Consider the following 14999-nt stretch of genomic DNA (forward strand, 5'->3'; position numbering starts at 1 on the left):
ACTAATCGTGGTCGGGTCTGGACACGTCAACAGTGCCGACTTCATTCAGCACAGCCTTCAGGGCCGCGCTTGAATCGCTGCGGCGCCAAGCTGCCCGCAGATGGACGTCTGCGGTGGAGCCTTCGAGTGGAACAAACACCACATGCGGATCGGTCGCTTGGGCGGCCACGGAAGCAAGGGTCAAGTGGCACCCAACCTCGGCGCTAACCAGTGCGAGGGCCGTCTGCGTGTCCGGGGCCACCTGGACTATGTCGGCGAGGAATCCGGCGTCGTGTGCCATTCGCCGAAGCCGATCTGGCAGTACCGCCCCCTCGAAAGGGATGAGCGAGATGAAACTGTCGCCGGCGAGTTGGGCAATCGTCAGCCGGTCGGCACCGGCAAGCGGGTGGGTGTCCGGCATTGCAACGACCAACGAGTCCTGCAAGACCACTCGGCTGGCGACCTCGGCCGGGATGACATCCCACCGGCCCAGTGCGATGTCAGTTTCCCCCTGCAGCAATTTCTTCAAGGCAGGCAGGGCGAAGTTCTGGCTCGACAGCTCCAGCTGGATCCCTGGCCGGTTCGATTTCACCTGCCGGGCGAGCCGGGCAACCAGCTGATGGGTGGACACGCCCGCAAAAGCGATCCGGACCAGTCCCGCCTCACCGTTCTCGACCGAGCGGACGGCCTCTTCGGCCCGGCGGAGAGCCTCGACGACCTCTGTGGCCGGACCAATCAAGGCCTGTCCGCTGGGCGTGAGCTTCACTGAACGGGTGTTGCGATCCAGGAGGCGCGTCCCGAGCTCTGTCTCAAGTTGTTTGATGATGCGGCTCAATGGGGGCTGGGCAATGTGCAGCCGGAGGGCGGCACGGCCGAAGTGAAGCTCCTGTGCTACGGCCAAGAAGGCCTTCAACTGGCCAATGTCCATGTGTCTCCTTGTCCCGAAATTATTGATCCAACGGTATCACCGGGCTGCGTCATGTTCAGGGGACGGTAATAATCGTTGGTCATGGATAAGGATCAGGCGGTCATTTAGTTCCAGTCGTAGAAGCCCCGGCCGGTCTTGCGCCCCAGTTCCGCCGCGGCCACCTTGTCGCGGAGGATCTGGGGCGGAGCAAATCGATCGCCCAGGGTCTCCTGAAGGTATTCGGCGATATTGAGACGCACGTCGAGCCCAACAATATCCGTTGTGCGAAGCGGGCCGACCGGGTGTTTGTAGCCCAGCACCATGGCGTTGTCGATGTCTTCCGCGCTGGCCACACCCTCCTCCAGCATTCTCATCGCCTCCAGCGCAATAGCCACACCAAGGCGTGAGGAGGCGAAACCTGGCACGTCGCGCACGACGATGGCGGTCTTGCCCAGTCCGGAGACCCAGCGCCGGGCAGCGGCGACCGTTTCCTCGGAGGTCTTCTCAGCAACAACTACCTCGATGAGGGTTGACGCCGGCACAGGGTTGAAGAAATGTAGGCCAAGGAACTGTTCCGGTCTCGCCAGCGATGTGGCAAGCCCGCTGACCGACAGGGAAGAAGTGTTGGTCGCCAAATAGGCGTGCGGCGAAAGGTGTTTAGCCACGGCGGTGAGTGCTGCCGTCTTGAGCTTCTGATCCTCGGGCACGGCTTCAACGACAAGATCGCACTGTGCAAAATGGGCGTAGTCGAGGCTCACGCTAAACCTTGCGATGACCTCATGTTCCTCGCCATCCACGACGCCGCGGGCGAACGACGCCGCAACGGCCGCAGCTACACGGTCCTCAGCGCCCTGGGCGGCCTCGTCATTGCGCTCGACGACGATGACTTTCGAGCCCTTGAGGAGGAAAGCGTGGGCAATGCCGGCACCCATGCGGCCGCCGCCCAGCACGCCGACCGTTGCAGGAAAACTCAGGGATGGGCTGGGGGGTGTTGCTTCGACTGTATTCGTCACGTGTTGTTCTTCCTGTCGAGGAATTGTTGCATGCGATCAAACTTCGCGGGGGATTCGAAGAGGATGCCTTGGGCGAGCGTGTCGATGAGCGGATGGGATTCCCGCGGAGCATGGAACACGGCCTTGGTCAGGCGCACTGCGAGAGGGTCTTGCCGGGCGATGCGGTCGGCCAGCGCGTGCGCCGCGTCGAGGAGGCCGTCGGATTCAACGAGCTCAGTAATGAGCCCAGCCGCCAGACATTCGGCGCCGGTCAGGGTCCGCCCGGCCAGGAGCATTTCCTTGGCCAGGGGCTCCCCGACGAGCTCGCGAAGTCGCCACGTGGCACCTGCCGCGGCAAGAATACCGAGCCCGGCTTCGGGGTTGCCCATGCGGAGGTTCGCCGTGCCGATGCGGAAATCGGCCGCGTAGGCAAGCTCGCCGCCGCCGCCCAGGGCGAAGCCGTCGAGTGCGGCGATGACGGGCATGGGAAGTTTGGCAATCCTCTCGAACAACGAGGAATTGATCCCGGCCAACGCATCATCACGACGGCGGTCACGGAGTTGGGCGATATCGGCACCAGAGGCGAAAAATGCTTTGGTTCCAGTCTCCGGGTCCGCCGGTGTGCCCGTGAGAATCAGAATTCTGGGCGTCGCCTCCAGATCTGCGCACACGGCATGCAACTCTTGCACCATGGTGGCATCGATGGCGTTGCGCACCTCCGGCCGGTCCAGGCGAATCAGCACACGGTCCTGGCGCACGGTGATGATGAGCGTGGTGAAGTCTTGGACGCCGAGGTTACTTTGAGAGCTCATTACACGCCTTCCAGCAGGAGGGCGGTTCCCTGGCCCACGCCAACGCACATAGTTGCCAGTCCAATCTTGCGGCCGCGGGTGGCCAGCTCGCGCTCCATCCGCCCCAGCAGAGTCACGACCAGCCGGGACCCGGAGGAGCCGAGCGGGTGGCCGAGGGCGATAGCGCCGCCGTCGGCATTCACAATCTCCGCATCCAGCTTCAACTCCCGCATGACCGCCAGTGATTGTGAGGCGAAGGCCTCGTTAAGTTCGACGGCGCCCAGGTCACCGACATGCAACCCGGCGCGTTCCAAGACCTTCCGCGTTGCAGGCACCGGGCCGATCCCCATGAGCTCCGGGGCCACTCCGGCTGAGCCGCCCTCCAGAATCCGGGCCCGCGGCGTCAACCCATACTTCTTAATGGCGGCCTCGGAAGCGACGATGATTGCCGAGGCTCCGTCATTAAGCGTGGAGGCATTTCCGGCCGTCACCACGGAACCACCTTTGACCACGGGTCGTAGTCCGGCGAGGACCTCCAAGGTGGTCCCCGGCCGGGGACCCTCGTCGGTTTCCACCACGGTTACGGCTCCCTTGCGTCCTTGGACATTCACGGGAACGATCTCCTCCGCAAACCGCCCGGCAGCAATCGCCGCCAACGCGCGTTCGTGCGACCGGACGGCAAAGGCGTCGCAGTCAGCCCGCGAGGTTCCGAATACCCGTGCCACTTCCTCTGCCGTCTCGGGCATCGAGAACGCAGCCTTGCCGCCACGGCTGAGCTCGCCGTCGAGGAACGAGGGATTCGTAAAACGCCAGCCAATCGAGGTGTCGAAAACGGCACCGGGCTTGGCGAAAGCCTTGTCTGGCTTCTCCATGACCCAAGGGGCCCGGCTCATCGATTCCACCCCGCCGGCAACCACAATGTCCGCGGCCCCTGCCTTGATCATGTGGCTTGCCATGATGATGGCCGACAGGCCCGAGGCGCACAGCCGGTTGACAGTAATTCCAGGAACGCTGTCCGGATAGCCATTCAACAGCCACGCCATACGGGCAACGTTGCGGTTCTCCTCACCGGCACCATTGGCGTTGCCCAGGATCACCTCATCCACAGTGGCAGGATCAATGCCTGCACGTTCGACGGCGGCACGTACCGTGAGGGCCGCGAGGTCATCGGGGCGCACCGAAGATAGGGAACCGCCATAGCGGCCCACGGGCGTCCGCGCTCCGCCGATCAGGAAGGCCTCAGTCATGACATTTCCTTGTCTCTAGAACTTGTTGCTCGGGCCAGGGTTCGGGACGTGGGCCCATGGTTCACTTAAAGGCCGAGATTCCGGTGATGTCACGGCCCACTATAAGTGCCTGCATGGAATCGGTGCCTTCATACGTAGATACCACTTCCATGTCCGTCATGTGCCGTATGACGTGATTTTCCAGCAGCAACCCGTTGCCGCCCAGCAGATCGCGGGCTTCACTGCAGATCCACTTGCCCTTTTGGGCTGTGGCCATCTTGACCATTGAGGCCTGTGCGTTGGTGAGCTGGCCACGGTCCGCCAGTTCGGCCATCCGGGTGCACAACAACTGCATGACCGTGAGCTCGCTGAGCATGTTCGCCAGCCGTGATTGCACCAACTGGTAGGACCCGATGGGTTTGCCGAACTGGTGCCGCGTGCGGGCGTAGTCGGAGGCGATTTCGAAGGCCGCCATGCCGTGGCCCACGGCCTCCCAGGCAGCCCCGCCTCGGGTTGCCTGCAGGACCCGCGACACATCACGGAAGTCGTGGCAGCCATCGAGCCTGTTGGCCGCCGGCAATCGCATTTCATCGATAGTGATGTCCGCCTGAAGGATTGCGCGCTTGCCCACCTTGCCGGTGATGACGGTGGGGGAGTACCCGTCGGGGTACAGGCCCTTGGCATCCTTTTCGACGACGAACGCGTTGACGTTGCCGTCCTCGGTGTTCCGGGCAAACAGTACTGTGACATCTGCTGCGTGGCCGTTGCCTATCCAGCGCTTGTGACCGCTGATGACCCACTGCTCACCGTCGCGCCGCGCCTGTGTCTCCAGGGCGACAGAATCCGACCCGTGGTCAGGTTCGGTTAGGGCAAACGCCCCGGTGTTTTCTATCCTGGCCAAGGCCGGAAGCCAGCGTTGCCGCTGCTCCTCGCTGCCGAGAATATTGAGGGCACCCATGCACAGGTTGGAGTGGACTCCGAGGAAGGTGTTGAGGCTGCCGTCAGCCCGGGCCATTTCGCGGGCCACCATGCCGGCGGCCTTACGGCTCATTCCCGGGCATCCATAGCCTAGGATGGTGGTGCCGATGATGCCCAACGCTGCCAGCGGCTCCAGAAGTTCGGTGGGGAATTCGGCCTTTTCCCAGTACTCATTGATGATGGGCATGACTTGCTGTTCGGCGAAGTCGCGGACTTTGTTCCGGATCAAGACTTCGTCGGGGGTGAGGTCATCATCCAGACGGAAGTAGTCGGACATGGTTGTTTGTTGATCAGCTATAGAGGTCACTTTTGGATGGCTCCTTCTAGAGCTTGATTGAACTTTTGCGGTGGGTTGTGCTTTCTGCTCCGGGGGAGGTCCTGCGGAGCCAGGCGAGGATCGGCTCACGGTGTCCGTCATGATCTGGCGGAACCATGTCGTAGCTGACGGGTGTCTCCGAGAACGTGATGGGGTTGCGGATCCCCGGCAGCGCATCGGCGCCCTGACCTACTTCTACAACCGGATCCAGGCCGATGCGTTCGGCGAATTCAAGTCCCTGACGCACGTCGTTGATGGGTGCACAAGGGATTTGGGCTGCTGTGAGTACTGCGAACCATTCGGTGGAACTGCGGTTGCTCAGGGCCTCGAGTAACAAGGGCCTGAGGAGATGTCGGTTCAGGCTGCGCTGGGGGGCCGCTGCGAATCTGTCATCCTCGCCCAAAGCGGGCGTGCCCAGGGCCTGACACAGCCTGCGGAACTGGGGGTCGTTTCCGATGGCGATGACAATATCACCATCGCCGGTGGCCATTGGCTCATAGGGGTAGATGCTGGGGTGTTCGTTTCCGAGCCTCGTGGGTACTGTGCCGCTCAGCAGGTAGCCGGCCGTCTGGTTCACCATGCCTGACAGTGCCGATGACATCAGGTTAACCTCGATCCGTTGGCCTTTCCCGCTGCGCTGGCGTTCCTGGAGTGCGGCTAAGATTCCGATGGCAGTATGCAGGCCTGTCATCACGTCAAAGACGGCCACACCGGATCTATAGGCGGGGGTATCAGGTGAGCCCGTCACGCTCATCAGCCCGGACAAGGCTTGGACGAGGAGATCGTATCCGGGCAGCGAGGCGCCACCGGCCGTGCCGAAACCCGTGATGGAGGCATAGATTACTGCGGGATTTTTGGCGGCTACGGAATCGTAATCCAGCCCAAACGGGTTCAGCCCGTTGGGTTTGAAGTTCTCAACTACAACATCCGCCCGCTGGGCAATTGCTTGTGCAATGCCCCGATCCGCAGGATCCTTGAGATCCAAGGCGATCGATCCCTTGTTGCGGTTGACGGAGAGGTAATACGTTGACTCTCCGTTGCGTACGGGAGGCCGCCAGTCCCGGGTTTCGTCGCCGCCTGGACTTTCAATCTTCACCACGGTGGCACCCATATCGGCCAACAGCATGGTGCAGTAGGGTCCGGCCAGCACGCGTCCAAAGTCCGCCACGAGCAGCCCGGACAAGGGGCCGGTGCCGGTACGGCCGAACAGATCGGACTCGAGATGGACTCCGGGCGCGATGAAATCTGCGTCCGGCAGGGCCTTGTCGGTGGGGTGCGGATCAAGCGTCACGGTACTCCTCGGAATCTTCGTTGATGCCTTAACTTTCGCAGTTGAATTACTTTCAGTCCAATACTTATTGGGACATCCATTGATGTAAATAGAGGAATAATAAAAGTGTTTTCTTAACTCACTTTGCCGCCCAGAGCATGCTCTGGGCGGCAAGATTTGAAGGATGCCCGGGGTTGGTGTTTGCTACACCGCCGGAATGCGAATGAGCTTCTTGTTGGCGAATTCGTTGATGCCCAGATGTGCCAGTTCACGTCCAAAACCGGATCGTTTCACGCCACCAAAGGGCAGGTCGGCGGCACTGCGGCTGGTGCTGTTGATCCAAACCATTCCAGTTTCAAGCCGCTCGGCAAGTATTTTTGCGGACTCGATATTCCTCGTGAAGATGGAACTGGACAAGCCATAGGGGGAATCGTTGGCTAAGTCAATGGCTGCGTCTGTTGACTCCACACGGTAGACCACGGCTGCGGGGCCGAAGATCTCCTCCGAGTAGGCGCGCATGCCTGGAGTAACTCCTGTCAGGACCGTCGCGGGATAGTAGGCGCCGGGTCCTTCGGGCCCCTGCCCGCCAGCCACCGCGGTTGCGCCCTTGGATGTTGCATCGTGGACGATCTCTGCAATTTCATCGGCTGCGGACTTGGATGACAACGGTCCGTAGGCCGTCTTCGGGTCGGTGGGATCGCCCGGGGTGATCTCAGACATGGCCTGCGTGTAGCGGCGCAGGAACTCGTCATATATATCGCCAACAATGATGAATCGTTTGGAGGCTGTGCAGGCCTGGCCCCCGTTGTACATGCGGCCAGACACAGCGCCAGCCACGGCGATGTCCAGATCGGCATCCGGCAGAACAATGAACGGATCGGAGCCACCAAGCTCCAGCACCACCTTTTTCAGGTGGCGACCGGCAACTTCGGCAACGGCAGATCCGGCCTTCTCCGAGCCCGTCAGGGACACCCCCTGAATGCGCGGATCGGCGATCATGGTGGCGATTTGGCCGGATGTGGCGAAGGCATTGATGTAGACATCCGCCGGGAGCCCCGCCTCCCGGAAAATGGCTTCGATGGCCAAGGCAGACTGCGGACAATTGCTGGAGTGCTTCAAAATGACAGTATTGCCCAGGGCAATGTTGGGGGCGGCAAAACGAGCCACCTGATAATACGGGAAGTTCCACGGCATGATGCCAATGAGCGGGCCGATTGCTTCCGTACGGACCACTGCTGTGCCGGGACCTTTGATATCCAAGGGTTCTTCTCGGAGGAAACGTTCGGCATTGTCTGCGTAGTAGTCATAGATCGAGGCGACCAAAGCAACCTCACCCTGGGCTTCCGCCGTCGGCTTTCCAATTTCAAGAGTCAGGAGTGCAGCAAGTTCCGCGGAGCGTTCACGGTGAAGTGTTGCCACACGGCCTAGGATCGCGGCGCGGTCCGTGATACGGCGTGCCCGCCATTGTTGATACTGCGTGTAGGAGCGCTCGACGATACTCTCCACCTCCGGGTTGGTGAGGGTTGGAAATTCGGCCATGTGCTCGCCGGTCGCCGGATTGATGGTTGCGTACTTGCTCATGATTCAGGATTCCTTCTGCAGACAGGTTCTTCGGTCTCAGCACTCACGATCCCAGCTGAGCGGCCATACAGTCCAATACTAATTGGAGCTGGATTCATGATGATTTTGTACTAATGAGCGCGGCGAAGGCCCTGACGGCGTCTAGGCTGGCTAGCATATCGGAACAGGCTTGAGGCCTCCGCAACTGAACGCACGAACACTGTGGCGGAATTACTACAGAAGGTGGCGCATGGAACTCCGCAGTCTCAAAGGGTTTGTGATGGTTGCTGAGGAGCTGCATTTCGGCAGGGCTGCCGAGCGTCTCCACATGGCCCAACCCCAGCTCAGCCAACAGATCAAGGCTCTGGAAAAAGAACTCCACGTCAAGTTGTTTGAACGAAATACGAGGTCGGTCACCCTCACCGAAGCCGGTGAGGCGTTTCTGGATCCAGCGAGAACAGTGCTCATCGATGCCGAGCTTGCCATGCGGGCAGCCATCATGGGCCGGGCCGGCATTGTTGGCCGGATCAAAGTTGGCTATGCCGGTGCAAGCAGCAGGGAAGCACTGCCCATCTTGGCCCGCGCGGTCCGTGCGGAGCAGCCTGGAATTGAGCTCGTTTTGTTGGGGCAGATCTACGGTGGAGCCGCTGTGCGAAAGGTGGTCAGCGGAGAGCTCGATATTGGTTTTGCGAGGTTTCCCATCACAAATGAAGGCGTATCAACCCATATTTACGAATACGAACGCTTGGTAGTTGCTTTGCCTTCGGATCATCGGTTGGCCAATGAAGCCTCGATCGATCTCCGTGACCTGGCCGAGGATCGCTTCGTGTCGTTTCCGGGCACCCTGGGGTCCACCATCAGGGATGCGACGGTTCATTTGGCACTTCAGGCGGGGTTCGTTCCGAGAATCCTGCAAGAAGCGCCCGATTCCTACACGATCCTTGGCTTGGTTGCCGCTGGTGTGGGCGTAACAATCACGGCATCGTCGGTGCAGCACGTGAATTTTCCGGGCTTGGTTTACAAGGAGATCAGGGGCAAGGTGCCCCACCTTGCTGCTGCGTTGGTGTGGCGGCAAGGTGACAATGCGCGTGATCTGCAGGCGGTTCTGAACATTGTTCGCCGTACGATGCCGCAGCCTCTGGCTGTGCCGGACTACATCATCCACTAAGACGGAATTCTTATAACTGAAATAAGAACTAAGTATTGGACTTGACTAGTTCCCATCTGAGATCGTGGAGTTCCAGAAGGTCCAGTGGCCTACATCACGCTGATGTGATGGGGTTGTCCATGAAAGTATTCAGAACGAGGATTCAATGATGAATAAGTCAGGTTCATTCTTCCAGCCGTCCAGGCGCGCCTTTCTTGGCGCTGGTGTCCTAGCCGCCGCAATGTTGGCCACGGCCGCCTGCGGTGGTCCCGCCAAGGAATCCGGGGGCGTTGGAACAGCCGAGAAGCCTGTTGAGCTGAGAATTCTTGCCAACGACGGTTACGCCAAGCAGTGGCAAGAGCAGATGGTTCCGGAATTCAACAAGAAGTTTCCGAACATCAAAGTGACCATTGACGGTGTCCCTTACGGTGACCAGCTGGCCAAGACCATGCTTGAACTGACAGCGGCAGACCCGACCTACGACATCGTCATGGCCGACGATCCGTGGATCCCGCAGATGGCTTCAACCGGTGCACTGCTGGATCTGAAGAAAGATGCGGCCGAATGGACTGACGCCGCTTATGACTGGAACGACTTCAACTCAGCTCCTCTTGCCGCCGGAGAGTGGGAGGGCGTCCAGTACGGCGTCCCGCTGCGCTCCAACATGTTGATGATGTTCTACAACAAGGCCCTCTACAAGGATGCCGGCGTTCCGGAACCGACCCCGGAACTCACCTGGGACGACTACATGTCCCAGGCCCCAAAGCTGGTGCGGGATACCAATGGTGATGGCAAGGATGACACGTGGGCGGTAGGCACCTACTTCACCCGCGATCCGTTGACGCCAACCGTATGGCAGACCATTTTCAACGCCAATGGCGGCGAGCTCCTTGACGGGGACAACAAGCCAGCCTTCAACAATGCTGTCGGCGTGGCCGCGCTGCAGACGCACGTGGAGATGCTCAAGTACGCTCCTCCCGGAGCCTCAACGTGGCAGTTCACCGAACCATTGGAAGCATTCCGCCAGGGCAAGACCGCCACCATGTTCAACTGGGGGAGCGTCTACAAGGGCACGGCCATTGACCCGAAAACGACAACCTTGACAGCCGACCAGGTGGGCATTCAGGTCATGCCTGCCGGAACCAATAGTTCCGGTGCACACCGGGGTATCTGGAGCGGAGCCATCGCCAGCCGCGGCCAGAATACGGAAGCTGCTTGGAAGCTCGTCGAATGGCTGAGCTCCAGCGAAGGTGAAGTCTGGCAGTCAAACACCCTTGGTGTATTTCCTGCGCGAACCTCCACCCTTGACTCGACTCCGGAACAGGCTTGGCTTAGCCCGGTATTCGATGCACTGAAGATGGCCTACGCGGATGCTGAAACCGGCAAGATGTGGCGCCCCCGTTTGACCAACTCGGACGAGGTACAGCGGATTCTGGCCGATGAGACGGCCGTGGCCATGGCAAATACCAACGATGCTGCCAAGGCGCTAGACGACGCTGCGGCTGAAATTGAGAAAGCCCTGACCAAGTAATGCGCACTTCAAGTCTTCTCCCCAAAAAGCAGGAAGCCAGCGAAATCCCACCGCCTTCACGGCGAACGGTGAAAGGTGGCTATTCCCAGCCATCGCGTGCCAGATTGAAATTCAATGATCTGCTCAGCAAGTGGACCTTCCTTGGGCCAACAACCCTTCTGTTGTTGGCACTGCTGGCATACCCCATCTTCTACACGATCCAGATCAGCTTCTCCGAGCTGAATCTGGCAACGTTCGCACCCAAGGGGTGGGTCGGTTGGGAGAACTACAAGGACGCCATTACTGATCCGGGATTCCTGAATTCCCTCAAGGTCACCGGCATCTACCTGGTCCTGGCTCTTCCTTTGCAGATGGTGCTTGGCTTTGGCATCGCCTATCTGCTCAATGTGGAGTGGAAGTGGCGTGGATTGGTCCGCGCGCTGTTCCTCATTCCCATGGTGGTGGCACCGGTTGTGGCCGGTGGAGTGTGGAAAATGCTCCTCGACCCGCTCTGGGGAATCGTCAACTACATGTTGGGATTCGTAGGAATTGGCCCACTGAACTGGCTGGGCGATCCGAACCTTGCCATGATCAGCATTGTCTTGATCGACACGTGGCGCTGGACCCCCTTCATCGTCCTGATTGCCTCGGCCGCCATGCTGGCGTTGCCGCGTGATGTCTTCGAAGCTGCGGCCGTTGACGGTGCACGCTGGTGGCACACCCTGATTCACGTCAGCCTCCCGTTGCTGGCCAGCGCCATCGGTGCAGTCTTTGTGGTTCGCTGGCTCGGTGCCGTGAAGATGTTCGACATTGCGCTCGCTGCTACCAGGGGTGGGCCGGGCCAATCGACGAATGTCGTCAACCTCTACATCTATGAAGAAGCATTCCGTTCGCTCAAATTCGCCGAATCATCCGCGATGGCGGTGATCGTTCTTGTTCTCACCATGATCATGACGATGATCTTCCTCCGCACAACCAAGAAACTGGAGGACAGGTTTTGAGCGCCTCGACCCTAACAATTCGCAAAAGAAAAGTAGACGCGGGCCGGTGGTTCCGCATCATTGCCGGAGTGGCCATCTGCCTAGGCTTCCTGCTTCCGGTCCTCTGGATGATTTCCACGTCGTTCAAGTTGCCGACCGATATCTTTACAACTCCGCCGAAAATCTTCTCCACGTTCACCATGGACAACTACACCAGCTACATGCAGCAAGCCGACATTGGCCGGAGGATGATCAACACGGTCATCGTTGCTGTTGGGGCTGGTGTGCTGTCCCTGACTTTGGGGACCATGGCCGGCTACGCACTGTCACGCCTGAACATCAGGGGAGGGGCAACCATTGGCGTGCTGATTCTGGCATCGCGTGGAGTTCCGCCCATCGCCTTGGCTGTGCCGATGTTCCTCGTGGCACGAAACCTGGGCATCACGGATATGCACATCACGCTTATTCTCGCGTACTGCACGTTCCTGATTCCCTATGTCATGTGGCTGATGCGGTCCTTCTTCGCGGCCCTGCCGAAGGAGTTGGAGGAATCGGCCATGCTCGACGGCGCGTCCAGACTCACGACGTTCTTCCGGATCATTGTTCCGATCTCCATGCCCGGGATTGTCTCGACGTTGATCTTTAGCATCATCCTTGCGTGGGAAGAGCTGCTCTTTGCGCTCATCCTGACCAACCGAAATGCGGCAACGATTCCGGTAGCTATCGCCGGCATGGCGGCCGACACGGAAAATGGTGCCATGTGGGGGGCATTGACTGCCGTGGGCACGCTCACCGTGATCCCCGTGGTTATCTTTGCCCTGATGGTTCAAAAGCACCTCATCAACGGCCTGGCCGAGGGTGCAACCAAGGGCTGACCCCGCCCACCCGGAATGCTTCACCGTTTGATCACCCGGCCACATGGCCATAAGAGGAGAACTCGTATCCATGGAACGTGAAATTACCAGCCAGGTTCAGATGTGCCTGCCCAATGGTCGCCTGAATCCAGAAGCCGTTGGCTGGAGCCGGACACCCATGCATCGGGCGAACCTGCGTGGTTGGGGACGTAACAAGCGCTTTGAATACTGGTGCATTTCAACACCTAGCCACGTGGTGGCACTGAACGTTTCTGACACCGATTACAAGGTGACCAACGCCGGGTTCTTCTTGGACAAGAAGACGCTGAAGGCCATACCTCTGGCGGAAATTCAGTGGCTCAAGAACGGCACCAAGGCGCTCACGGGGATGGAGAACGAACCCATCATCGGCAAGGGTAAAGAGATCCAGATCAGCATGACTCCCTACGCTGGCGGCGTGAAGTTGCGCATGGATTCAGAGCGGTTGAAGGTCAACCTGGATGTGGTGGTTCCCCCGAATCACCAGTCCATGGGCGTGTTGGTGCCCTGGAGCGACAAGGTCTTTCAATACACGCGTAAGGACAACTGCCTGCCCGTGTCCGGGACGACAATCGCCGACGGCGTTGAATACCGGGTTGACGCCGAGGATTCCTATGCCACCTTGGATCATGGGCGGGGCCGTTGGCCCTACTCGATCGTCTGGAATTGGGCCTCCGGAAGCGGCCGGACCAACGGGCGTGAGATCGGCCTGCAATTCGGTGGCAAGTGGACCGAAGGGACGCCGTCCACCGAAAATTCGCTCCGCATCGATGGTGAAATTCAAAAAATCAGCGAAGAATTGACGTGGACCTACGACGTCAACGACTGGATGAAGCCGTGGCGCATCACCGGTAGCCGGGTGGACCTGACGTTCACACCTATCTACGACAGGTACTCGAATTTCAATAAAGTGATTGTGCTGAGCGAGGAGCACCAATGCTTTGGTTACTTCGATGGCGAGATCACCTCGGAATCAGGCGAGAAAATCAGTGTTAGCTCCGTCTTTGGGTGGGCAGAGGAAGTGAAACGCAAGTGGTAACGGGCCGGGGTATCACCTAAGCCAGCCGCGGCGCAGCGGGGGAGTTGTGCCCAACGCAAGCGGACGACGGCGGGAGGTTCCGGCGTCGTCCGCTTTGTTCCCAGAGAAACCTGACCATCACCTTGAAAGGCCCCAAGATGTCTGATCCCAGCGACCTTATTGATTTCGATTCACTACTGACCGTGGCAGAGCGCACGCTGCGTGATTCCGTGCGGTCATTTGTTGACAGCGAGATCAAGCCAAACATCGCCGGCTGGTATGAGAAGGCCGTTTTCCCGCTGGAGATCGTCCCCGAACTAGCCAAACTGGGCCTGCTCGGCATGCATCTGGACGGCTATGGATGCGCCGGCCGATCCGCAGTCGAGTATGGCCTCGCGGGTGCGGAGTTAGAAGCAGGGGATTCTGGGCTGCGGACGTTTGTCTCTGTACAAGGGTCACTTGCCATGAGTGCCATCCATAAGCACGGTTCGGAAGAGCAGAAGCATGAGTGGCTGCCGGCCATGGCCAAGGGTGAGGCCATCGGGTGCTTTGGATTGACCGAAGCCACCGCCGGTTCCGACCCAGGCAACATGACTACTTTTGCCCGACGCGACGGTGGCGATTGGGTGCTCAACGGTAGCAAACGCTGGATTGGGCTCGCTTCCGTGGCCCAAATTGCCATCATCTGGGCCCAAACTGAGGAGGGCGTGCGTGGTTTTGTTGTACCCACCGCAACGCCGGGATTTACGGCCACGCCCATAGAACCGAAACTGTCCATGCGCGCCTCCATCCAGTGCGATGTGGAGCTTAGCGATGTTCGGTTGCCAGCATCGGCAGTGTTGCCCAACGTTGTGGGGCTCAAAGGTCCTTTCGCCTGCCTGAACGAGGCCCGCTACGGGATCACTTGGGGTGCCATGGGTGCGGCTCGAGACGCTTTCGAAGCCGCCCTTGCCTACTCCGGCACTCGAATGCAGTTCGGCAAACCACTGGCCGGATATCAGCTCACGCAGCAGAAACTCGTGGACATGGCCTTGGAAATCAACAAAGGCTTCCTACTGGCCCTCCATCTGGGACGCAAGAAGGATGCCGGCACCTTGCATCCTGACCAAATTTCAGTAGGGAAGTTGAACAATTGCCGTGAGGCCATCGACATTTGCCGTGAAGCCCGGAGCATTCTCGGCGGCAACGGGATCACACTGGACTACTCACCCATGCGCCATGCGAACAACTTGGAGTCCGTGCGCACCTATGAGGGGACTGATGAGGTGCACACCCTCATTCTCGGTCGCAAACTCACCGGAATCCCGGCCTTCCGGTGAAACAACAAGGTGACGACGGGCCGGATCGTTTGGTTGAGGGGTGGGGATGGTTCAGCCGGTCCCCGCCGGGGTTGAGATGACCAACTAAGTCGGTATGGCCGCTCTACGAGACC

13 protein-coding genes are annotated in these 14999 nt (G+C 59.6%); 6 read left to right on the forward strand and 7 right to left on the reverse strand.

Annotated features, from left to right (window positions below; genetic code table 11):
* Position 1 precedes the first annotated feature (1 nt).
* From CVS28_RS17090 to CVS28_RS17120, 7 genes are all read right to left on the reverse strand, one after another.
* Positions 2 to 907, reverse strand: a complete 906-nt coding sequence (locus CVS28_RS17090) for a LysR substrate-binding domain-containing protein (RefSeq protein WP_103465898.1) — start codon at positions 905 to 907, stop codon at positions 2 to 4.
* A gap of 104 nt (positions 908 to 1011) precedes the next feature.
* Entirely contained in the window at positions 1012 to 1899 is an 888-nt protein-coding gene (locus CVS28_RS17095) for a 3-hydroxyacyl-CoA dehydrogenase family protein (RefSeq protein WP_103482258.1), read from the reverse strand.
* Positions 1896 to 2690, reverse strand: a complete 795-nt coding sequence (locus CVS28_RS17100; RefSeq protein WP_103482259.1) for an enoyl-CoA hydratase/isomerase family protein — start codon at positions 2688 to 2690, stop codon at positions 1896 to 1898. The genes CVS28_RS17095 and CVS28_RS17100 overlap by 4 nt, the downstream gene beginning before the upstream one ends.
* The gene (locus CVS28_RS17105; RefSeq protein WP_103482260.1) at positions 2690 to 3916 is read right to left on the reverse strand and encodes an acetyl-CoA C-acyltransferase; all 1227 of its coding nucleotides are present in this window, start codon (positions 3914 to 3916) and stop codon (positions 2690 to 2692) included. The genes CVS28_RS17100 and CVS28_RS17105 overlap by 1 nt, the downstream gene beginning before the upstream one ends.
* Positions 3917 to 3977: 61 nt before the next feature.
* Positions 3978 to 5180: an acyl-CoA dehydrogenase family protein gene (locus CVS28_RS17110; protein ID WP_341476422.1), complete on the reverse strand. Its 1203-nt coding sequence runs from the start codon at positions 5178 to 5180 to the stop codon at positions 3978 to 3980.
* A 16-nt stretch (positions 5181 to 5196) separates the two neighbouring features.
* A complete protein-coding gene (locus CVS28_RS17115; protein WP_341476423.1) occupies positions 5197 to 6480 on the reverse strand; it encodes a CaiB/BaiF CoA transferase family protein in 1284 nt (427 codons plus the stop codon).
* A gap of 183 nt (positions 6481 to 6663) precedes the next feature.
* Positions 6664 to 8040, reverse strand: a complete 1377-nt coding sequence (locus CVS28_RS17120; protein ID WP_103482261.1) for an NAD-dependent succinate-semialdehyde dehydrogenase — start codon at positions 8038 to 8040, stop codon at positions 6664 to 6666.
* Positions 8041 to 8269: 229 nt separating this feature from the next.
* On the opposite strand from CVS28_RS17120, the gene CVS28_RS17125 reads away from it, so the two are divergent.
* The 6 genes from CVS28_RS17125 (at position 8270) to CVS28_RS17150 (ending at position 14886) form a co-directional block, all read left to right on the forward strand.
* A complete protein-coding gene (locus CVS28_RS17125) occupies positions 8270 to 9187 on the forward strand; it encodes a LysR family transcriptional regulator (RefSeq protein ID WP_103465893.1) in 918 nt (305 codons plus the stop codon).
* Between the two features lie 145 nt (positions 9188 to 9332).
* Positions 9333 to 10697: an ABC transporter substrate-binding protein gene (locus tag CVS28_RS17130; protein ID WP_207797247.1), complete on the forward strand. Its 1365-nt coding sequence runs from the start codon at positions 9333 to 9335 to the stop codon at positions 10695 to 10697.
* A 104-nt stretch (positions 10698 to 10801) separates the two neighbouring features.
* A complete protein-coding gene (locus CVS28_RS17135) occupies positions 10802 to 11677 on the forward strand; it encodes a carbohydrate ABC transporter permease (protein WP_207767512.1) in 876 nt (291 codons plus the stop codon).
* Complete coding sequence (locus CVS28_RS17140; protein ID WP_207767511.1) at positions 11674 to 12531, forward strand: carbohydrate ABC transporter permease; 858 nt, start codon at positions 11674 to 11676, stop codon at positions 12529 to 12531. The genes CVS28_RS17135 and CVS28_RS17140 overlap by 4 nt, the downstream gene beginning before the upstream one ends.
* 70 nt (positions 12532 to 12601) lie before the next feature.
* Complete coding sequence (locus tag CVS28_RS17145) at positions 12602 to 13588, forward strand: DUF2804 domain-containing protein (RefSeq protein ID WP_165788193.1); 987 nt, start codon at positions 12602 to 12604, stop codon at positions 13586 to 13588.
* Between the two features lie 137 nt (positions 13589 to 13725).
* Positions 13726 to 14886, forward strand: a complete 1161-nt coding sequence (locus CVS28_RS17150) for an acyl-CoA dehydrogenase family protein (protein ID WP_103482262.1) — start codon at positions 13726 to 13728, stop codon at positions 14884 to 14886.
* The last annotated feature ends 113 nt before the right edge of the window (positions 14887 to 14999 follow it).

The organism is Arthrobacter glacialis, from assembly GCF_002909415.1.
Taxonomy (GTDB): domain Bacteria; phylum Actinomycetota; class Actinomycetes; order Actinomycetales; family Micrococcaceae; genus Specibacter; species Specibacter glacialis.